Origin of the sequence: Exiguobacterium profundum (assembly GCF_042652865.1) — a bacterium.
Taxonomy (GTDB): domain Bacteria; phylum Bacillota; class Bacilli; order Exiguobacteriales; family Exiguobacteriaceae; genus Exiguobacterium; species Exiguobacterium profundum.
Map to the genome: position 1 here is coordinate 1 of NZ_JBHSHG010000007.1, position 21,966 is coordinate 21,966.

Genomic DNA, 21,966 nt, shown 5'->3' on the forward strand with positions numbered 1-21,966 from the left:
TCAAAAATTGTAAAACTTATTTTTGCCTCATCGTTCAGTTTTCAAAGTTCGTCTGCCGCTCTTGGCGACTAAATGATAATAACATTTAATTCATTTTGATGTCAACAACTTTTTCGTTTGTTCAACGTTTGTCGCTGGCAACAGAGATAACTATATCACCTGCTTTTTGATCTTGCAAGCATTATTCTAAAAAAACTTTTAAATCTTTTTCTACATCATCCAAAGTTCGAATCCCAACTCCTTAATGGAAGAAGGAAGAATAAATCACTTTAAAGAATACACTTATATCTAAAAACGACTATAAACCTATAAGGAGTCAACCAATGATGCAATCCGATTTACAGCGGCCTAAGAAACGTTCACCGTTCAGAATCTGGTCTGGTACACAAATTTATACGCTTAAGCGACGAATAGAATGGATGACGGACAAACGAAAGTATGTTTCAAAACGAAACACTGACCCGATGTCATATCTGATCCATACACACCGAACTCCTTTGTATCGCCAACTCCGAGATGTCGACATGGAAGTCCAGCATAACAAGGTAACCAACCTAAAAATTGCAATCACCAAACTGAACGGCTCTATCCTGACTCCAAACGATGTCTTCTCCTATTGGAAGATGATCGGCAAGCCAACGAAACGTAAAGGATACGTCGACGGAATGATTCTCCATTACGGAAAAGTCACTTCAGGAATCGGTGGCGGACTTTGCCAACTGTCCAATCTAATCTATTGGATCACCTTACATAGCCCATTGACCGTGACCGAACGTTATCGTCACAGCTACGATGTGTTCCCAGATTACCGACGGGACCAACCTTTCGGAAGTGGCGCGACATGTTCTTATAATTATCTCGACTTACAAATCACAAACCAGACGGCACAAACGTATCAACTCCTTCTATATATAGAGGGAGATCATCTCGTCGGGGAATGGCGCTCGAACATCCCGAATAAAGAACAGTATCGTATATATGAAGAAAACCATCATTTCACCCGGGAATGGTGGGGTGGAACGATACGACATAACCAGATATTTAGAGAAGTCACTTCAATGAATGGCACACATCTTCGAAATGAGTTCATCACAGAAAATCACGCGATCACGATGTACGATCCATTCCTTCCTGAAAATACTGCATACAAAAAAGCCGACTCGTAATAACAGAGCCGGCTTTTCAAATGAACTTATGCGTGTGGCAAGAACATAAAGTATGCCAAGAAGATGACCAACATCCCATACATGATCGGATGAATCTCTTTCGTCTTCCCTTTTGCAATCATCATGAGTGGGTAAAGGATAAACCCAAGCCCAATTCCCGTTGCGATTGATGATGTAAGTGGCATCATGATAATCGTCAAGAATGCAGGAACTGCAATCTCGATCTTTTTCCAATCGATATCAAGAAGAGCCGAAGCCATGAGCACACCAACAATAATCAGCGCAGGAGCTGTGACCGGCGCCGTAACAACTGCCAAGAGAGGCGAGAAGAACAATGCCAAACCGAAGAACAATCCTGCGAAAACAGCAGTCAATCCTGTTCGTCCACCAGCAGCGACACCTGCTGACGATTCAACGTATGAAGTCGCTGTAGATGTTCCGAAGATTGCACCTGCCACCGTCGCTGTCGAGTCAGCTAACAACGCCTTACTCGCACGTGGTACTTTATTCTCTTTCATGATCCCAGCTTGACGCGCTACCGCGACGAGCGTCCCAGCTGTATCAAAGAAGTCGATGAAGAAGAACGTCAAGATGACAACGAGCATTTGAAGCGTGAACACATCACCGAAGTTGATGAAGGCTTGACCGAATGTAGATGACATACTCGGCGGCATCGACACAACGTCTGAGATCGCTGTCGGTGTCGGCACAAGACCGAAAATCATCCCGACAATCGCCGTCAACAACATCCCGATGAAAATACCACCTTTGATGTCGCGCGCCATAAGCAAGGCGCTGACCACAAGACCGAACACCGCGAGAAGCGTCGTGCCCGTACCAAGTGAACCAAGACTAACAAGTGTTGCTTCATTCGCGACAACGATGCCTGCGTTTTTCAAACCGATGAAAGCGATGAAGAAACCAATCCCTGCAGCAACCGCCATTTTGAGAGGAGCCGGAATCGCATTAACAATCGTTTCGCGAATTCCTGATAACGTCAATACGATAAAGAAGAGACCTGATACAAGTACACCTGACAAAGCCGTTTGCCAAGAAATACCCATCCCGATGACGACGCTATATGCGAAGAACGCGTTAAGGCCCATGCCTGGCGCAATCGCAATTGGGTAGTTCGCGAGAAGTCCCATCGTCAATGAACCGACTACCGCGACAAGACCTGTCGCCACGAAGACCGCTCCAGTATCCATACCCGCTGCCCCAAGAATGTTCGGGTTAACGAAAAGAATGTACGCCATCGCGAGGAAAGTTGTAAATCCTGCGATCAGTTCCGTGCGGACACTCGTACCGAGTGCTGTGAGTTGGAAGTAACGATCGATCCGACTCGTCGTTGATGGTTGTTGCTGTTCTTGCTTGAGCTGTGTGCTCATTTGTTTTCCTCCTTGTGCTCGCCGTAAAACGAGAAAAGGCCCCCGGCAAATGACCGAGGACCCCACGCGAAACATACGAGGGCATACACCCTCATCTATGTCTCGCCGTAGTGAAATCATTTAAGGTGATTTCGTAGAGACTCTCGGGCCATATCCCCGATATTATACGGCAAAATATTTTATAATTGTTCGGTTATAATAAGAACGTTCTTATCGTATCAGCGTAAAAATAGAATGTCAACTAAATTCACGGATTTTACATCGATAAAAAACGTTAATGTTCGGTTTTAAGACAAAACAGAGGGGAATCCCCCTCTGTTCCGCTTATTCCCATTCGATTGTTGCAGGTGGCTTAGACGTGATGTCATACAGCACACGGTTAACGTGGCTGACTTCGTTTACAATCCGGACAGAGATCTTCTCAAGCACATCCCATGGAATACGTGCCCAATCAGACGTCATGCCATCAATTGAAGTGACCGCACGGACACCGACAGCATAGTCGTACGTACGCTCGTCACCCATGACTCCGACCGAGCGAATCGGCGTGAGCACCGTGAAGTATTGCCAGATGTCGCGTTCAAGTCCAGCTTTCTTCACTTCTTCACGTAGAATCGCATCGGATTCACGCACGATTTCTAACTTCTCTTCCGTGATTTCACCGAGGACACGAATTCCGAGACCTGGACCTGGGAACGGTTGGCGCCAAACGATATAGTCAGGAAGACCGAGTTCTGTACCGAGTGCACGGACCTCGTCTTTAAAGAGCGTGTTGAGTGGTTCGATCAACGTGAAGTTCATATCTTCCGGCAATCCACCGACGTTATGGTGTGATTTGATTGTTTGCGCTGTGTCTGTCCCACTCTCGATGATGTCTGTGTAGAGCGTCCCCTGTGCGAGGAAGTCCATATCGACGAGTTTCGATGCTTCTTCATCAAATACGTAGATGAACTCGTTTCCGATAATCTTACGTTTTTGCTCAGGGTCCGAGACACCAGCCAACTTCGTCAAGAAACGTTCTTGTGCATCGATTTTGATGACTTTCATGTTGAATCCGTCTGCGAACGTCTTCATGACGCTATCCGCTTCCCCTTTACGAAGGAGACCATGGTCGACAAACATACACGTCAACTGGTCACCGATTGCGCGATGAACGAGTGCGGCCACGACAGAAGAGTCGACACCGCCCGAAAGCGCACAAAGAACTTGCTTATCGCCAACGATTTCACGGATTTTCTCCACTTCGAGGTCGATAAAGTTTTCCATCGACCATTCGCCTTTCGCACCACATACTTCATAGATGAAGTTTTTTAAGATGTCGTTTCCGTACTCCGAGTGACGAACCTCTGGATGGTATTGGACACCGTACATTTTCAACTCATCGTTTTTGATTGAAGCGACCGGGCAAGACGGGTTCGTTCCATCGACGATAAATCCTTCCGGCGCTTCCATGACGAGGTCACCGTGGCTCATCCATACTGTATGTTCGACTGGAAGACCGTTATAAATCGCTGATGCTTCCGGCGTTGAGAACAATGTCGCTTTCCCGTATTCACGATGTGCGGCACGTTCGACACGACCACCGAAATGATGCGTCATGAGTTGCATGCCGTAACAAATTCCGAAAATCGGAATGCCAAGTTCAAAGATCTCTGGGTCGCAACGATATGCGCCTTCCGCGTATACGCTGTTCGGTCCACCTGAGAAGATGATGCCGACTGGGTTCAATTCGCGAATCTCGTCTGCCGTCATCTTATGCGAATGCAACTCACTGTATACGCCAAGGTCACGGACACGACGTGTGATCAACTGATTATACTGACCACCAAAATCAAGCACCAAAATCATTTCTTGTTCTACTTTCACGAAATCTCCACCTTTCTGCCTTCTCCTCAAAAAAAGGACGCGCCTCTCCCCCAGATTATCCAAACCGAAGAAGAAGCACGCCCTTTTCTTTGTATACGAAACGTGCTCCTTCATAGTCGGTCCATTTACGGTGGTCCGGTAGAGACTCTCGCGCCAATTCACGAGTATATACGAAGGAATGCCATGTTCAATTATCTAACTAATGCGTCTATCTTACTTGATGCATCCCGTCACTTCAACTCATAATTCGATGAATCATGATTTTCCAATATTCTTTATATTTTGAATTCGGCTCTTGTTCCGCATAAACAGCTTGCTCAAACAAAGCCGTCAGACGGGTCATATCATTCGTTTCATAGTAGGCGTCGACCTCTTTGGCGAGTTCCGAAGGCGTACGTCCCTCAATTTTGAATCCGTTCGCACGCAGTCGTTTCATCAAATAGCGGTGCATCGAGACGAGGCGCCCATCCGTGAGCGGACGACTCATCCACCAGACATACATGATTTGACGCTCGATGATTTTCCGGTTCCAAACGAGGACCGCCACGAGGAAGAGAATGACAACCCATCCCCACACCGGCATGTTACGTGCCTCCTCTTGAACATCACCTGTCGTCACGTCATCGATCAACAAATCTTCTTGCGGACGGTTTTGCGTATCGTTGTCCTGATTTGCTTGGGGATCATTCGCAGCCGGCGTCGTATCTTCCGTATCCGTTTCTCGTTCCATCTGCAATAAGTTGGCGTCCGAGAAACTGATTGTCGCTTCTAACGGAACCCAGCCCGCGCCTTCAATGAAATACTCGACCCACGAGTGGGCGTGACGATTTCGAATCGTATGTTCTTCCTCACCTTGAATGACCCCTCGTGTGTCACCCATAGTAAATCCTTTTACCCAACGCGTCGGTATGCCGTTCGCGCGCAGCAATACGGCAGCTGACGTCGAGAAATTATCGCAATACCCGATTTGTGTGTCGAACAGGAACTGGTCAACATAATCCGTGTCCCCTTCCGGTTGTGCCACATTTTCGGTGTCGTATTGAAATTCTCCATTTCGGAAATAAGCTTCTACCGCTTCCGCCTTCTCGTTCGGTGTCTCACTCTCCGCCGTGATGTCAGTGGCTAAATCTCGTACACGCTCTGGCAACGATTCCGGTAGCTGTAAATAGACCTGTTGCTCTTCTTCCGTGAGCGATGTGATCTCTTCATTTAATGCCAGTTGTTCTTCAGAGAAAGCCGGGACACTATAACGAAGTTGGATCGTCCGCGGAGTCGATTGTTCCTCATTTTCAAATACAATCTTTCCGGACGGTTGCATCGTAATCGTCTCGTTCGGGAAAGCCCGTTCGATATCACCGACTCGAAATTCGGTACCGGACTCTGTTTCGATAGCTTGCGGATATTCTCCACCATAAGGAACAAACGGTTGTCGGCGCTCAAAACGTAACAGTGCCTGTTCCGGTGTCGTATCCACTTCCGAGTCCACTAACTGACCACGATTGTAGTTAGAGTCCAGGACTGGTGATTCGACCCAACCTTTCCCCGTATAAATCGCCTTGGATTCGATACGCCAATAGCGTGCCGGCACGCCGCGAGCGATGAAGACGATGCCGTCATCCTGTTCGAACGGACCACCTAGCGATTCGTCGTTCACTCCATACCCAACTCGACCCGGGCCACTCCCATCACCTTCCGTCGTCGCATTCCGAAAACTCGTAGTGATACGGTCAGACCAATCGCCTTCAAGCGTGGGTGAAGCACTTGCGAGAGCCACGACGACACTGAGGAGTAGTCCGATACTGACGAATCGGACGAGCGATTGACTCGGTCGTTTTGCCAAATCGGTGACAAATAGTAAGAGGAGCGATGTGACGATGGCATACAGGATATTGCCTTCCCCGTCATACAACGTCCACGTATCAAAATAGGCCATGATGCCGAGAGTCGACACAATCATCCCAAGGGCAAAACTATAACTTGGATACGTTCGTCCGACGAGCACAGCAAACAGTAAGCCGATCAGCGCCATGGCAGAGAAGAAAATCGCTTCATTCGGCAGTTCACCGCTCATGACACCCATCAAATCTTCCATCCATAGACCAAACCAGTCCAAAATACTGCCGTGATAGGCATACAAGACGATGAGGAAATTAAGAAGCGAGATCCCAAGAAAAGCTGCCCAAGGCAGAATACTGGCAAACATCGGCACGATGAGCAGGAAGTAAAACGGCCACGTCACATCGAACGTCGTACTTCCAACAATCGGCTCAATCCAGAACGACAACAAATAGGCGGCAAGCGCCGTATAGACGATTCGGGTTACCCATGTCTTCATACCGTCACCTCATTAACTGCCGTGTAGAGATGATAGCTACCCTGTGTCTCATGCATCAACTCTCGAATGGACGTCGTTTCAAAAGGACTGATCAAAATCAAATCTCCAGTTTGTTGAGGCAGTTTCTGCTTCACTCGTTCGACGAGACGCCCCTCAGCTTCTGGCGTTGCGGTCAACAAGTAATGACCGACTTCTGCACTCTGGTCAGGAAGATGGAACAGTCGCACCTGCTCTTCAATGACGTAGAGCTCAAACGGCAGATTTTTTCGTTCTAACTGACGAATCGCTCCAACAAGTAAGGATAGGGAACGTTCAAATGCCTCTTCATACCCGGCAGAGACGGCTGGTACGAACACGAGTGAAAGCTTCTTCTCTTGTTCCTGGTCAAACGTCTTGGTCATCAAGTTCCCTCGGCGTGCGGATGCCTTCCAATCAATCCGTCCGATTCGGTCTCCTGCCGCATACTCCCGAACCCCGCTGGTCGTATTGGCCACTTCGGTGTATGTCCGCATTTGACGATATTGCTCCCCACGACCCCCGACATGTTCGTCTCGAGGTAAATCAAACGGCAATTCAGCGGGTGACACCTCGACGACCGTCTCGAGTCGTAACGTCCGCTTCCGGTCGAACAGACCAAATACGTCACGTACATGTAGAACGGTGCGGTCAAAGACATGAATCCCACGCTTAATCGCCTCGACCTCATAATGGACGACTTCTGCTTGTCGGAAAAAACGGTCTACAGGCACGACAATCGTCTTGTCTTCATCCGTCAAACGTTGTGGCAATCGCTCCTCTAACGTGACCATCCCAATCAAGAAAGGATACTTCCGTTCAATTCGTAACTCGACATCCATTGTTTGTCCAGAAACAAGTCGCTTCGTTGTCACACGGCGCACCACATTTGCCGCTGTGACCGGATAAATCATAAAGAGTGTCCAGTAGACGGTCAACACAGCGAACGACCACCATAAGGTCGAAGCGACGATACTGCCTTCGATGCGGGCAAATGCATACAATCCGAATGCCGCCGCCCATACAACGAACAGCTTCATCCAGTTTTTCATACTTCATTGACCTCACGATCCATCGGGACAGGCAACGTATCCAGCCAATCTTGAATCAACTGATTCGGTGATTTTCCTTTATACCGTGCTTCTGCTGTCAAGAGTACGCGATGTCCGAGCACACTCGTCGCCATCGCCTTCACGTCATCCGGCAAGACGAAATCGCGATTATGGATATACGCCCACGACTGTGCCGCTTTCATCAACGCCAGTGTGGCTCGCGGACTTCCTCCTAAATACGTATGCGGATCTTTTCGAGACTCATGCACCAATCGCACAATGTACTGTTTGACCGCACTCGACACATGCACGTCTCTCACTTCACGTTGCATGAGTTCAACTTCTTGCTTCGTAATCACGCTCTGAAGCGCCTCGAGCGGCTCTTCTTTTTCAAACCGCGACAATAATGCAATCTCTTCATTGAATGTCGGATAGCCCATCTCGATTTTAAGTAAGAAGCGATCCAACTGTGCTTCCGGCAACGGATACGTCCCTTCATGCTCAATCGGGTTTTGTGTCGCCATGACGAAGAAAGGTGACGGTAACACTTTCAATTCCCCGTCCACTGTTACACTTCGCTCAGCCATCGCCTCAAGAAGAGCCGATTGCGTTTTCGGTGAGGTCCGGTTAATTTCATCCGCTAAAATGATGTTACCCATGAGCGGACCTGGTCGATATTCAAATTCCCTCGTTTTTTGGTTGTACATCGAAATCCCGGTCAAGTCGGACGGTAGCATGTCCGGTGTGAATTGGATGCGCTTAAAATCTAAGTCAATCGCTCGGCTGAACGTACGGACGAGCATTGTCTTTCCGACTCCTGGTACGTCTTCAAGCAGCACATGCCCACCTGCTAGCAAGGCAGTGAGACTTTTTGCGATGACTTCTTCTTTTCCGACAATCACGGTTTCAATAGCAGTAATAATCGATTGGACAGTTGGACGGTACATGACGGACTCCCCTTTTTCTCTGATCTAGGATGACTGAAAGTTAGAATGTTCTGACTTTATTGTGACACAAGCGAGTGTCGGAAAGAAAGAAATACCGCACCCAAATGCGCTTCCTATTTCTTTACCCAAAAAACGTGTCCGTTCTTTAGAAAAAACGGGCACGTTTATCGATTACTCTGGACGCTTCACGTCAAATAGTTCCCCAAGGGTCGCATAACTATTGCCAGCCATCCGACTGACAGGCGCAAGCCGTTTAGCATCGATGCGTCCTTGAGTATATAACTCTCGGTCAATATGGAAACGGACAATTCGCGCAATCAATAAATCGGCAGTCGTTTTTCCGTCATGTTCGATCGGCAAGTGATGATGGAGCACACATTCAAAACGGATTTTTGCTTCTTTGACCCCTGGAGTCGAAATCACATCACTCGGTTGAAGCGTAAAGTCTGTACGAGACAGCTCACTCTCATCTGCCGCAAGGTTGGCGGCCGTCTCGTTCACGTTGATGACGTTCGTTTCATCTACGACATGAATCACTAGTTCATTCGTACGGAGTGCGTTACGCGCCGTGTCTTTCATGACGCCATCTTTTCGTTGAACTGAGACGGAGACGAGCGGAGGGTTGGATGCGACTACATTAAAATAGCTAAACGGGGCGGCGTTAATCACGTCCCCATTTTGTGTTGTGACAAACGCAATCGGTCTTGGCACAATGCTGCCAATCAAAAACTTATATGTGTCTCGTTCAGTCAAGGCAGACGGTTCAATTGATAACATAGACTACACTCCTCGTTGTTTTATCTTAATATCAAGGTAATCACTTCGTTAAATAATGTCAACGCAAAGCAGGTTGACACGTGTACATTTCATGTATTTTGGGTAAATCGCATTATGTGAATCTATTTTAATGCACGTTGAATAAGCAAATTGCTTCATTTTCCCTTCCCGGTCTCATAGAATTCAGGGCAAGGAAAAGATGACCTATCGTTTTTTATGTTCAAGGAAGGAAGTAGAACGAATGATCAGCAAGTGGATTGAACAATTGAACAGTCGTCAAATACTCAGTATTTTATATAGTGTCTGTGGATTCAGTCTGGTTTTAACCTTGATTGGAGCCTGGTTCGTGCGTGATGGGAATGTCTCTACTCTCGAACTCACTGCTCTCCGATGGATTTGGATGATCGGGCTCGTCATGTTCATCAGTGCCATCTTATTAATCGGACGCCCGCTCATCAAACGGATGGCCGACCAGAACAGCAGACTGAAAGCGAAAAAAGAAAAGCTCGAGAACGTATTAAATGAATCGAAATTAAATGAAATTAATCTTCAATATCGTAACGAGTTGATTGAAGTATTGGCCTCGAAAGAATCCTTATTTGATTACTCTTCTGTTATTGAAAAGATTGTGTTGCTTACAAAATCTGAGTTCGGCGCCCTCTTGCTCACTAAAGACGGAGAAATCACGTCTGTTGTCCCGAAAGAGATGACCGAAGATCAACAAGAAAGTCTAAAGAAAGATTCCCTTTTGCTTAAACGAGTCATGATTTCAAAGTTACCGGCCGCCACTTCTAAGCGGGTCGTCGATGCGTTACACACGTATCCATATTATATCTATGAGACGGTCATCCCGATTATGGACCCATCAGATAATAGTCTCATTGGATGTCTCTATTTGGCTCGTTACGATGAACAATACGATGCCAGTGAAAAATCGGAATTGAATGCGTTCGCCGGTCAACTTGCCATCTCACTTCTCCGCATGCAGCTTTATCGCCAGATGCAACAGGATCGGAAAGAGACGGCGCAACTAATCAATTCTGTACGTGAGGCCATTTTATATGTGAACTATGAAGATGACACTATCGTCGGCAATCGCGCCTTCATCCGTATGTTTGATGATTTACACTTTGACTATAAGGGATACGAAGAACTCTCTGCCATTGACATCGATATCGAACAGCTGGCGGAACGGGTCGATCAACATGAACAGTTTGTCCGATACTTCGAACGCGTCTTCACGCAAGATCCGCCGGAGGATGGGCTCACGATTTCAATCGACCAAGGCGATTGCTTCATTCAACTTTATGCCGAAAGTGTCTATCGAGACCGCAAACTCCGTGGAACGATGCTCGTCTTACGTGACGTCACGGCCGAAACAGAAATCGATCGGATGAAATCCGAACTCGTCTCGACCGTCTCACATGAATTACGGACACCATTGTCCTCGATTTACGGATTTACTGAACTGATGCTGTCACGAGATTTGAAGGAAAGTCGTCGTGAACTGTATTTGAAGACAATCCACGATGAAGCGAAACGACTCTCGTATCTCGTCAACGATTTCTTGGATCTTCAAAAAATGGAGTCTGGAAAGCAAACGTTCGAGTGGGAACCGGTCGATTTATACAAGCTCATCACAGACAGTGTCGCGTTTTATCAGGAAACGACGGACCGGCATGAACTATTCATCGATGCCGATACCGAACAAGACTTTATTATCGATGCAGACTTAGAAGGGATGCGTCAATTACTTGGTAACCTATTAAGTAACGCCATCAAATATTCGCCAGATGGCGGGAATATCCTTGTATCGCTCGAACGTATAGACGAAGAGGTCGTGATGAAAGTGAGAGACCACGGTATGGGTATACCGAGTGCCTCGCTCCCTCACCTCTTCGGGAAATTTTACCGCGTCGATAATTCGGATCGTCGTAAAATCGGAGGTACCGGTCTCGGTCTCGCAATTTGTAAAGAAATTGCCAAAGCCCATGATGGTCAACTCCATGTCGAATCGGTATACGGGGAAGGAAGTACATTTATCTGTGAACTCCCAACCTCAAAAGAACACATCATGCAATAACACGGTCGATATGACCGTGTTATTTTTGACTCTTTTTTTGCCTAATTTGGAAGGAATCCTTTTACAGAATATAGAAAGGAAAGAAACCGATTCATTTTCGTAGATGTAGGTTACCCTATCCATTTATTTTTGCACGTTTTAAGTCAAAAACAAGATATACTGAATATAAAGAGATTGCTAGGATCGGAGGACTTGCCATTGGATCATCGTGACCCACCTTTTTCAGAAATTGGAGATTTTAATCAATGGGGACGTTTCGAGATTGACGTGCCTCACATGGGGGAGCAAGCGAAGTTTCAAACTGCCGCTGCTTTGATTCGGAAGCATGTGCCATTGCGGCTTGGTGGTTTTTACATTGTTGCGAGCGAAGAGGAGATTTTGCATAGTGGCTCTCATGATGCGAATCTTCAAAAACATTTGATTCATCTATTACAGCAGGTCCTTAACGGTCATATAGAAGACGAACGCCTCGTTCAAGAACAAGTGTGGACTGTGCATTATTTTACAACGCCATAGAAAAGAACTCGATTTAAGTATCATTACTTATCTCGAGTTCTTTTTGTTTACTCCCAACGTGACATCATTGAGATTGTTTTTTCATAGTATTCTGTAGCAAGTTTGTACTTTCCTGTGCTTCTTAATTCTCTAGACAACCACAATGCATACTTATGAGTGTAGTATTCATCATATGCTTCAAAATAATTAACAGCCCTTTTTAGACTTTGGATTAACTCATTTTGATCAATTTTTTTATACTTACTTACGTAAATATCAAAGTGATAGTTAAACTCTACTAAATCATCTTGATCCCCTTTTAACTCATAGCCTATTGCCAACCATTCCATAATGCCTTCAATATTATTTTTAGCGGCATTGACTTCAAGCAAAGACATTACACTATATAGTTTACTTTTTGCTCCTTCTTTAACCTTAAAACTATCAAGAAAATATTTTTGTGCTTTCTCTTGATCCCCAATTAAAAAATATATATCTCCCATATTGTTATAAAGCATTCCATAATAATCGTTCAATTTTGCCTTATCTGCCACTTTCGCTGCTTTTTCATAATGTTCTAAAGCAATTGTGTATCGTTTCCGACGTTTAAATGACAAACCAATAATCATGTGCGACTCGATAATTCGTTCCAAGCAAAAATTCTCTTGAAAATACTCGAGTGCCAACTTCACGTAATCAATAGCTTGAGAATAATCTGTAAATCGGTGATAAAGGGCGCCCATCACATATCGCATATCTGCTTTTTCCCAATCAGGAATACTTGAATCCGCAAGCTCTTTACCAACATTCTCTAACAAACTCACAGTAGTTTCTCGATCAGCCGACTGATAGAGAAACATGTAGAGGCACTGCAATAAATCGTATCGCAAACGATTGTCTTTGTTTAGTTGATCTTTAATCCAACCTACTTCAATTAAATATTGAACATTACCACCAGGTGTGAGACCAAATCGCGCTAGCGTGATTAATAAAGTAATGTACAATTCCTTCGATTGTAAGACAACAGGATTTGTTTTAAATTTTTCAATCCTCTTAAAATACTTATCTTCTTGGCGTGACAATAATGCTTCTTTCAATATATCTCGAATTTCTTTTTTAGTTTGATCTACTTTTTCACTGAAGTCATAATAAAGTGGAACCTCTAATTCTAACCTTTCAAAAATCAGTTCTAAGACTTCGTCACTAGGAGTAGTTTGATTATTTTCAATTTTACTTAAGTATGAGATTGAGCAGATTCCTCTAGCAAGCACTGACTGCTTCATATTTTTCCGCATACGTTCTACTTTTATTAAATTCCCAAAGTTATATTCCATATCAAAAAGTAGCCCCTTCGAACTAAAATGGTTGGTTTTTTTAAAAAATATTAGTCTTTTTGTCACGCATACAGGAAATTCGCCACAAAAAAGCATCTTAAAAGAGCATTTCTAGGAATGATTTTCCCAACCAAAACATCCCCCTTTATAAAAGATGACATGATAATATTGAACTAGTAAAAACAGTTTCTACAAATTTCCTAGTTAATTTTTACTAAATAACACATTTCAATTATTTATCCGGGGGTGAAAATGACAAATGGGAAAACTAAGTTTCTTACTTGCCGAAGACTACATTAAGCCTAAAATTTATTTTAAGTCAAAGCAAGTTCCAACCATGGATACAATGTACACTTCTGAAGATCATAATAATTTTTCAGGGTTAGAACACCTGACCCAATTGTTAAGTTCTCCTAGAGGTTTCATTGTAAACGCTTTTCAAATCGATTACTATCAATCATTACCTCGACTGATAGCTCGTTCATTGAATCACATTCACTCTTTCAAAAAACTTTATATTCTAGGACCTGAACTTTCCCTCTCGATTTTAAAACGAAGTACAAAAACAATTTATGAAAAACAGTTACTTGATTATGAATATATTAACGTTGAGCAGGATTCAGACTTTGTTACTAATCAATGCATGACCCTACTTGAAGAAGGACATATTTTGTATATTTTGCCCGAAACATCAGTTTGCTGGAGACCAAATTTACTCAATGAAACTGATAAGATATCACATTCTCTTTGCAGTACGTTATTGAGTCAACAAGTAAATGTTTCTATTCTAGCAACTGCTGTAAAAAGTGAATCTGAAAAAGTAGTGATCTTTCCTGCCGACACTCCAGATGCTTACTCAGGAGATTTGGAGACACGTATATATCAGCAATCTGAGACACTATACCGATTGTTCGATTCTTTGAAAGCTGACGAATGATCTATGATAATTTAGGTTTTTCTGCTTTAAAAGCATAAAATAATAATTTGATGGAGGTTTTATTAATGAAAAAAGTAACAGGAATACTATTTATCGCTACAGCAGTTTTACTTTTAGGAAGTTCTGTTAGACCTCTAGTAGATGATATGCCTCGCATTGTTAAAGTAAATGAGCCCGTCAAATTACACGTTGATGATATGCCTCGTATCGTTAAAGTGAACGAACCAATCAAACTCTTTGTTGATGATATGCCTCGCATTGTTAAAGTAGACAAGCCTGCTAAACTATTCGTTGACGACATGCCTCGCATTGTTAAAGTAGATGAACCAGTTAAACTACTTGTTGATGATATGCCTCGCATCGTTTAATCTGATTTACTCCAGACGCCTTGTGCGTCTTTTTTATTTTAAGAAAAAAGGTAAATGAATTATATATTCCCCTCCATTTTTTCCTTTTTACTTATATAATAAACAGGGACAACCTAGATGCACTCTCATACGCCGCCCTTGTCACTAGTTTAATGAATAAAGGAGTTTGAACATTGAATGAAACAAAATCATCATGGAGTTTAAAGCTGTTACTCAGCTCTTCACTTGCAATATCCGGGGCAGCAATCGTCCCGTTCCAACTGGATTCATCTGGTATTCAATCGACTGTTGTTGAAGCCGCCTCGACCTATACCACTACCGCCAACTTAAATCTTCGCTTAAGTGCAGCCACTTGGAGCCCTGTCCTGTTGACCATTCCATCTGGCTCAAGCGTCACGTATATCAGTACATACGGTTCGTGGTACAAAGTCAGTTATGGAGGCAAAACAGGATATGTCTCTTCTCAATACGTTACGGTCTCGAACACTTCTGCTTACTATAAGACAACAGACCGATTAAATATGCGTCTTACTGCCGCTTCATGGAGCGATGTCGTCACCGTGATCCCTGCCGACGCGACCGTCAAGTATGTCAGTCGCTATGGGTCATGGTACAAAGTGACGTTCAATGGAAAGACGGGCTACGTCGCTTCTGCTTATTTAACAGCTACGAGTGCTCCCGTCCCACCTTCGGACTATTATAAGACGACTGCCAATTTAAACCTTCGTCTCAGCGCCGCTTCATGGAGTTCTGTCGTCACGACGATTCCGTCGGGTGCGACGGTCAAATATGTGAGTCGCTACGGATCATGGTATAAGGTCACCTATAATGGGAAAACCGGTTACGTTTCTTCTGACTATTTAACGGCGACGACAGCTCCTGTAACCCCGTCTGCTTATTATGAAACGACCGTGAACTTGAACATGCGCCTTAGCGCGGCCTCTTGGAGCAATGTCTTAACCGTCATTCCGGTCGGGTCGGTCGTCAAGTATGTCAGTCGTTACGAGTCGTGGTATAAAGTCACATACGATGGGAAAACCGGTTATGTAGCATCCGAGTACTTGAAGCCTACGACTGTCACGACACCAACCGATACAGACGGAACTGGTAAAACGGTCGTCATCGACGCAGGGCATGGCGGAAACGACCCTGGCGCTGTCTACGGATCGGTTTACGAGAAAGTAATTGCACTTGATATCGCGAAACGCCTTGCTGGCGTCTTATCGAGCACATATGACTACAACGTTAAATTGACTCGCTCAAACGATACGTACCTCTCCCTTGACCAACGTGTGTCACTCAACAAGTCTTATAAAGGGGATGTGTTCGTCAGTCTTCACGCGAACTCTTCTGTTTATAACACGGCTCATGGACATGAGGTACTCGTCCCGACGTCAGATAGCTATACGACAAACCCTTACGTTTCCGCCAGCCGTAGTCTCGGCTCAAGTATCAATAAAGAAATCGCTTCACGGATTTCCACGATTCAAAACCGTGGGGTCAAGTATCAAAATGTATACGTAGTCGGACGTAACGTGTCACCTTCTACCCTTGTCGAATACGGATTCATCAGTAATTCAAGCGACCGCTCACATTTAACGAGTACGACATATCGTCAACGAATGGCTGAAGCAACGGCATCCGGCATTCATCAATTCATGCGATCTTATTACTAAAAACAAGGAACTTAGCACTCAGCTAAGTTCCTTGTTTGATATTGACCCGCCAAATCATATGTGATGCCCCGGGACCCCAATAATGTTCGAGGATATGAGATGGCTCACCCAATCGTTTTTGCCAATAGGCTTGAGCGCTCGGGAATCCGGCATCTAAATAAAAGACGTCTTTCCCTCGATTCGAAATTTCACGCATCATTTCTTCTAACAAGTATTGTCCGACACCTCGCCGCTGCATACGAGGTGACACATAGACACTCCCTAACTCGATTGCACCACGCTCAATTTGTATGTTGCCTGAGATGATATCATTCGGAGGTAGTAACGCCCCTGCTCCCACAATGATTCCGTCTTCTTCCACAATGTACAGTTGAACGGTGTCATCATCGAAATGATCTTGAATCGTCGTGTTCAGACGTGCCACTTCTTCATCGAGCAAATCGGCATCTTCAAAACGCTCTCGTCGAATCAAGTCACTCAGACTCTCCATAAACAAGCGCTGCAAGGATTTCACGTCTGATTGTTCGAGTGCGCGAAAATTCAAGACGTCCACTTCCTTTTCTTTTTTGTCCTACTCTTTACCCTCACGCATCCGTTGCGTAACACTCGGGTATGAAGGAATCATTTCCTCGAGTGGCTCATAACTCAATTTACCGTACGTTTTCCAAATGACTAAAATCGCAGCGGTCCATAACGTGATCGTCAAATGAATAAACCCGACTGGATAACCACTTTCCGCTTCGAACCCGACCATCACGAGCATGACATTAAACATCGTATGCATGAGAAAGGCCGACCATAAATTACGCGACGAACCGTTGTATACCCAAGTGATGAGAATCGTATAAGCCATCACGGCTAATCCATATGCCCAAAACGATAGATTCGCCTGAACTGTTCCAACCATGAGGAAGAGCGGAATATGCCATAGCGTCCAGACCACTCCGAGTGACAAGCTGGCTAGAAGCGGTGGGAGTCTTGATTGCAAGGCGTCGAGCAAATAGCCGCGCCATCCATACTCTTCCTGCACCGCCCCACCGAGAAATAGCATATAGAGAAAGTATGGGACGATCCACCACGGTTCGCGAACGAGTAAGGCATCGCTTCTATCCGTCCACCAATACGCCACGAGAAATAAGAACGGCACCAACAAAAGGGGAATCACATACGTCTTCCAACTCATCTGGAACTGAACGCTTTTCCGAAAAAGATGTGTCACCCCTTCCCCACCGCGAAGTCGATACATCGTAACGAACCCTGCAATGCTGGGTCCAAACGCTCCCGAAATAACGATTGCCATAATCGGTAAATCGGTCCACCAGTACAAACTTCCCCATATAAGCCATGAGTAGCCGAATGAGACCAATAAGAACAAGTGAATGTATTTATTTTTATACATAGTCAGCACCCCTTCAGCAATGTAGTACCCCTTATTTGATTGGAAGAATAGCATTTGAATCTTTTTATATGTAATTACAATTGTTCGGCATATAATAAAGTGAATCATAAATTAAAAACCCTATGAGGTATCGACACTATGGAACAGATTAGCACGCACACAACGAGTCATAATGGATTTTTGATGATGCTCGCTTTCCTCATTGCTAGCGTTTCAGCCTTGATGGCACTCGAATTAGCGAAGCGGGTCACAGGAGGTGTGACAACGTCTCATCGTACTTGGATTTTATTTGGTGGTACCACCCTAGGTCTCGGCATCTGGTCCATGCATTTTGTGGCCATGCTCGGTCATGCTTCTTTACACGAAAGCACGTACTCCATCTGGCTCATTATCGGATCGATGATTCCGGCGATTGCCGGGTGCATCCTGTCGTTCGGTTTGATTTCCCGAAAGACGACATGGATGACCTTACTGCAATCTTCCGGTTTGATGGGATTCGGAATTGTCAGCATGCATTATATCGGGATGACCGCTATACAAAGTGTTCAATTAGACTTTGATCCCTTATGGGTATTGATTTCGATTGGTATCGCTTGGGGCGCTTCCTTTCTCGCCTTATGGGTAGGTTTCTTTTCATCCTACTCTATGCAGCATTCCGCTTTTTCCGTGAAACTGATGTTCTCCCTTCTGATGGGGACAGCTATTTTAAGTATGCACCTTGCTGGAATGCGGGCAACGACCATTATCCCCGATGCTTCACCCGTCAGGCAGGTTCCGATTGATCCGACCCTACTCGCATGGTTAGTCACAAGCATCGTATTTCTCTTATTCGGGATGTACTTTATTGCGTATACGTTAGAACGACAAATCCAAAAACGTGACCTCTTCCAAACGACGATTTTAGAATCGACAACGGATGCCGTAGTGACGACGACAAGCGATGGTGAAATCCAATATCAAAATCAGGCGTTCGCTCACTTATTCGAGGGGCATGTAACAGAACCTTTTTTTCAGGATTATCATCCTTTGCTGTCGGCTCAACAGCCGTTCTATCAGCCGGTACAAATTGACACGAATCATCGTACGTTAGAAGTGACGTCTTACCCACTTCAAGATGGTTCGAACAATCAAGTACTCTGGTTTATCCGAGATGTGACCGAAGCAGTCGCCTCTCAGCGTCTGATTGAACATATGGCTTTTCACGATGCATTGACGGATTTACCAAATCGGCATAAACTGGATGCCCTCTTGAAGGAATGTATCTCACAAGAACGTTCGGTCGCCTGTTTATATATCGACGTAAACCGCTGGCGTTTCCTAAGTGACATTCTCGGGCATCACGGAGCAGATGAGTTGATCATTCAAGTCGCTGACCGCCTCAAACATACGATTCACCCAGACGATGTGTTGACACGAATCGGACCATCCGAGTTTGTCATCTTACTATTTGCGCAACGAAGTTCGCTCGCTCATCAAAAGGCTGAAAAATGTATTAAGGCGCTTTCATCCAGCTTCGACGTGGATGGCACGACTCTTGAATTGACGATGAGTGCGGGAATCAGTCATTTCCCTAAGGATAGTGCTTCTTCCGAAGAACTTATTCAGTTTTCTCGTCTTGCGGCTGATGAATCCAGACAAGATGGAGAGAATAATATCAAATTATTCGAAGAATCATCACGACCTCAACTCTTACGCAATATCGAGATAGAAAAAGCACTCGTCACCGCACTAAGTAAAAACGAACTGACACTTGTCTATCAACCGAAAATCGATTTGAAGCGGAATCGATTAGAAGGCGTGGAAGCGTTACTTCGCTGGCAACATCCACAAATCGGAAAGGTTGCGCCATCTGACTTCATCCCGATTGCAGAAAACACGGGGTTAATTCATTCGATTGGTCATTGGGTCATTCGGGAAGGCTGTCGCACTTGGGTACGTTGGCAACGAACTGGGATACGTCCCTTTACATTATCCCTTAACGTCTCCCCGCTCCAATTTGCGCGCGAAGACTTTGTTGATACGCTACAATCCATTCTTTTGGAGACGGGGATGGACCCGATGTATCTCGAATTGGAAGTGACCGAGTCCTCGATGCTTTCATATGAGGCCTCGACTCGTGAAAAACTGACGCAGTTGCATCAGCTCGGGATCCTCATTTCTCTCGATGATTTTGGGACCGGCTATTCTTCTTTCAGCCAACTTCGGGAACTTCCTGTGCAAGTGCTGAAAATCGATCGAACGTTTATCGAAAACCTGTTCACCGACCGCAATCAAGAGGCCATCGTCCGCTCGATGATTCAACTCGGTCACAACCTGGGTATGAAAGTTCTCATGGAGGGTGTGGAAACATCCGCGCAACTCGAATGGCTACTCAAGGAATCGTGTGACTACGTACAGGGCTACTACTTCAGTCTTCCGTTGTCTGAGACAGACGTTCCGTTTCATGTCAAAGAGACGACCACCTATCTCGAGTTCGGAAAACACTAAAAATCGCTCCTGTCAAATAGACAGGAGCGATTTTTAGTTACGACACGCGTTCTTTTTCTTCTTCCCGAATCAAATGATATTGATCGAGAATCAACTGGGTCAACGTGTCCCCTTCATGAAGATGAAGGTATTTTTCAATCGTTGACGAGATGCCGTGTTCTTCGATCGACAAGTTCAGCTCCGACGATTCCGAGTCCTCCGGGTTGTAGTAATGAAGGGCTGCTGCAATCCCGTAAGCGAGTTCGTTTGGCTCGATGCCGTTATCCATCAATTCGCGTGCCGGCTTGACGAGACGGTCGCTCGGTCCAAGTTTACGAATCGGCGAACGCGCCACGCGCGACACTTCGTCCTTCAATTTCGGGTTTTCAAAGCGCTTGATGATTTTTTGAATGTATTGGCTATGCTCTTTCGCCTCGAATCCATATTTCTCAAGCAATAACCAACCTGTTTCATATAAAGCGCCTTGGACGACTTGACGCACACGGCGATCCTTCAATGCCTCGTCAATCGTCGCCTTCCCGAACAACGAGCCAATATAAGAGGCGATGGCGTGTCCCGTATTGACCGTGAATAATTTCCGTTCGATATACGGTCCGATTTCTTCAACCCATGTCACACCTTGAATCGGTGGTTGTTCGTTGAGCCCTTGTGTCTCGATGACCCATTCATGGAACGTCTCGACTTCCACGTAAAGTGGATCCTCATGTTGTTGTAGTGGGACGATGCGGTCGACAGCCGCGTTCGGGAAGAAGACATTCGCCTCCCCGACACCGTCACACGCCTCTACTTCTTGACGAAGAATCGCACTCCCACCAATCATGTTCTCACATGCAATGACATAAACCGGGGCGTCTTCGACTTCACGAGCACGAAGTCCTTCGCTAATCAACGGTGCCACTTTTGAGAGGAGTGACGGTCCGACAGCCGTCGTCACGAGATCTGCTTCTGCAATCAATTCCACGACACGAGCCGGTTCTTTTAAACTGTTGACACCGCGAACACGGTCGACAATGATACGATCGACGCCGTCTTCTGCGAATCCGACCTCATAATGACGTTTTACCTCAAGCGCTTCGATGACAGTGTCATTGATGTCGACAAACGTCACCTCGTAACCGCTTTGATTGAGCAATAATCCGATAAATCCTCGTCCAATGTTCCCTGCACCAAAATGAACAGCTTTCATTTACGCCACCTCTTCCATAAAGAGCGCCAAGATTTCTTCTTTCGTTTTCGCCTGAACAAGACGCTCCACATTGCTTTCGTCCGAGCAGAGAATCGCGATTTGCGAAAGGAGCTCTAAATGTTCATCATTCACGCCTGCAATTCCGATGACGAGTTTGGCCGTTTGACCTCCGAAGTCGACACCGTCTGGTACTTGCAAGAACGAGATCCCCGTCTTCTGAACCGCTGATTTCGCTGCTTCTGTACCGTGTGGAATGGCGACGTGGTTTCCGATATAGACGTTGGCGATCGCTTGACGTTCATGCATCGCTTCTACATACTCCGGCGTCACACAGCCGGCGTCTTGTAGGACGGCTCCGGCTGCTGTGATCGCTTCCTCTGTCGTTGCGAATGTTTGGTTAAGTCGAATCATCTCTGTTTGAATGAATGGCATTTTGATTTCCTCCTAATGGCTAA

18 protein-coding genes and 2 riboswitches are annotated in these 21,966 nt (G+C 45.4%); of the genes, 7 read left to right on the forward strand and 11 right to left on the reverse strand.

The genetic code is table 11. From position 1 onward, the window contains the following. Positions 1-323 precede the first annotated feature (323 nt). On the forward strand, positions 324-1,166 hold the full coding sequence (locus tag ACFO4U_RS13960; RefSeq protein WP_196431504.1) for a VanW family protein: 843 nt from the start codon (positions 324-326) through the stop codon (positions 1,164-1,166). A gap of 26 nt (positions 1,167-1,192) precedes the next feature. On the opposite strand, the gene ACFO4U_RS13965 is transcribed toward ACFO4U_RS13960, so the two are convergent. The 6 genes from ACFO4U_RS13965 to ACFO4U_RS13990 form a co-directional block, all read right to left on the reverse strand. Continuing rightward, positions 1,193-2,554 (reverse strand): NCS2 family permease, encoded by a 1,362-nt coding sequence (locus tag ACFO4U_RS13965; protein WP_015880700.1) that lies wholly within the window; start codon positions 2,552-2,554, stop codon positions 1,193-1,195. Positions 2,555-2,642: 88 nt separating this feature from the next. Then, positions 2,643-2,744, reverse strand: a riboswitch (purine riboswitch). A gap of 134 nt (positions 2,745-2,878) precedes the next feature. Continuing rightward, complete coding sequence (guaA, locus tag ACFO4U_RS13970; RefSeq protein WP_159563679.1) at positions 2,879-4,402, reverse strand: glutamine-hydrolyzing GMP synthase; 1,524 nt, start codon at positions 4,400-4,402, stop codon at positions 2,879-2,881. 111 nt (positions 4,403-4,513) lie between these two features. Then, positions 4,514-4,614: riboswitch (purine riboswitch) on the reverse strand. A 41-nt stretch (positions 4,615-4,655) separates the two neighbouring features. Then, entirely contained in the window at positions 4,656-6,755 is a 2,100-nt protein-coding gene (locus ACFO4U_RS13975; RefSeq protein ID WP_215244364.1) for a transglutaminase domain-containing protein, read from the reverse strand. Further along, a complete protein-coding gene (locus ACFO4U_RS13980; RefSeq protein ID WP_159563475.1) occupies positions 6,752-7,822 on the reverse strand; it encodes a DUF58 domain-containing protein in 1,071 nt (356 codons plus the stop codon). Before ACFO4U_RS13980 ends, ACFO4U_RS13975 begins: the two co-directional genes overlap by 4 nt. Then, positions 7,819-8,769 (reverse strand): AAA family ATPase, encoded by a 951-nt coding sequence (locus ACFO4U_RS13985; RefSeq protein WP_074034693.1) that lies wholly within the window; start codon positions 8,767-8,769, stop codon positions 7,819-7,821. The genes ACFO4U_RS13980 and ACFO4U_RS13985 overlap by 4 nt, the downstream gene beginning before the upstream one ends. A gap of 171 nt (positions 8,770-8,940) precedes the next feature. Further along, entirely contained in the window at positions 8,941-9,546 is a 606-nt protein-coding gene (locus tag ACFO4U_RS13990; RefSeq protein ID WP_196431509.1) for a flavin reductase family protein, read from the reverse strand. Between the two features lie 241 nt (positions 9,547-9,787). Here ACFO4U_RS13990 and ACFO4U_RS13995 point away from each other — a divergent pair, with 241 nt between their 5' ends. Both ACFO4U_RS13995 and ACFO4U_RS14000 read left to right on the forward strand, forming a co-directional pair. Next, entirely contained in the window at positions 9,788-11,629 is a 1,842-nt protein-coding gene (locus ACFO4U_RS13995; RefSeq protein ID WP_215244365.1) for an ATP-binding protein, read from the forward strand. 198 nt (positions 11,630-11,827) lie between these two features. Then, positions 11,828-12,145: a hypothetical protein gene (locus tag ACFO4U_RS14000; RefSeq protein ID WP_074034697.1), complete on the forward strand. Its 318-nt coding sequence runs from the start codon at positions 11,828-11,830 to the stop codon at positions 12,143-12,145. A gap of 47 nt (positions 12,146-12,192) precedes the next feature. On the opposite strand, the gene ACFO4U_RS14005 is transcribed toward ACFO4U_RS14000, so the two are convergent. Further along, complete coding sequence (locus ACFO4U_RS14005) at positions 12,193-13,458, reverse strand: helix-turn-helix domain-containing protein (protein WP_159563472.1); 1,266 nt, start codon at positions 13,456-13,458, stop codon at positions 12,193-12,195. Between the two features lie 259 nt (positions 13,459-13,717). Here ACFO4U_RS14005 and ACFO4U_RS14010 point away from each other — a divergent pair, with 259 nt between their 5' ends. The 3 genes from ACFO4U_RS14010 to ACFO4U_RS14020 all read left to right on the forward strand — a co-directional run bounded on the left by ACFO4U_RS14010 (position 13,718) and on the right by ACFO4U_RS14020 (position 16,439). Beyond that, the gene (locus tag ACFO4U_RS14010; protein WP_074034698.1) at positions 13,718-14,395 is read left to right on the forward strand and encodes a hypothetical protein; all 678 of its coding nucleotides are present in this window, start codon (positions 13,718-13,720) and stop codon (positions 14,393-14,395) included. A 65-nt stretch (positions 14,396-14,460) separates the two neighbouring features. After that, the gene (locus ACFO4U_RS14015; RefSeq protein WP_074034700.1) at positions 14,461-14,763 is read left to right on the forward strand and encodes a hypothetical protein; all 303 of its coding nucleotides are present in this window, start codon (positions 14,461-14,463) and stop codon (positions 14,761-14,763) included. A 173-nt stretch (positions 14,764-14,936) separates the two neighbouring features. Further along, positions 14,937-16,439, forward strand: a complete 1,503-nt coding sequence (locus tag ACFO4U_RS14020; RefSeq protein ID WP_215244366.1) for an SH3 domain-containing protein — start codon at positions 14,937-14,939, stop codon at positions 16,437-16,439. Positions 16,440-16,461: 22 nt separating this feature from the next. On the opposite strand, the gene ACFO4U_RS14025 is transcribed toward ACFO4U_RS14020, so the two are convergent. Both ACFO4U_RS14025 and ACFO4U_RS14030 read right to left on the reverse strand, forming a co-directional pair. Next, complete coding sequence (locus ACFO4U_RS14025; protein WP_215244367.1) at positions 16,462-16,983, reverse strand: GNAT family N-acetyltransferase; 522 nt, start codon at positions 16,981-16,983, stop codon at positions 16,462-16,464. 27 nt (positions 16,984-17,010) lie between these two features. Further along, positions 17,011-17,838: a CPBP family intramembrane glutamic endopeptidase gene (locus tag ACFO4U_RS14030; protein ID WP_251131879.1), complete on the reverse strand. Its 828-nt coding sequence runs from the start codon at positions 17,836-17,838 to the stop codon at positions 17,011-17,013. Between the two features lie 138 nt (positions 17,839-17,976). Between ACFO4U_RS14030 and ACFO4U_RS14035 the strand changes: the two genes are divergently transcribed. Beyond that, positions 17,977-20,325, forward strand: coding sequence for a bifunctional diguanylate cyclase/phosphodiesterase (locus ACFO4U_RS14035; RefSeq protein WP_215244368.1), 2,349 nt, complete (start codon positions 17,977-17,979; stop codon positions 20,323-20,325). A 37-nt stretch (positions 20,326-20,362) separates the two neighbouring features. Here the strand turns inward: ACFO4U_RS14035 and ACFO4U_RS14040 are convergent, their stop codons facing one another. Together ACFO4U_RS14040 and ACFO4U_RS14045 are read right to left on the reverse strand one after the other, a co-directional pair. Further along, positions 20,363-21,511 carry a mannitol-1-phosphate 5-dehydrogenase gene (locus ACFO4U_RS14040; RefSeq protein WP_215244369.1) on the reverse strand — a complete coding sequence of 383 codons (1,149 nt, stop codon included), beginning with the start codon at positions 21,509-21,511 and terminating at the stop codon, positions 20,363-20,365. Further along, the gene (locus ACFO4U_RS14045; protein ID WP_026824364.1) at positions 21,512-21,943 is read right to left on the reverse strand and encodes a PTS mannitol transporter subunit IIA; all 432 of its coding nucleotides are present in this window, start codon (positions 21,941-21,943) and stop codon (positions 21,512-21,514) included. Positions 21,944-21,966: the final 23 nt, after the last annotated feature.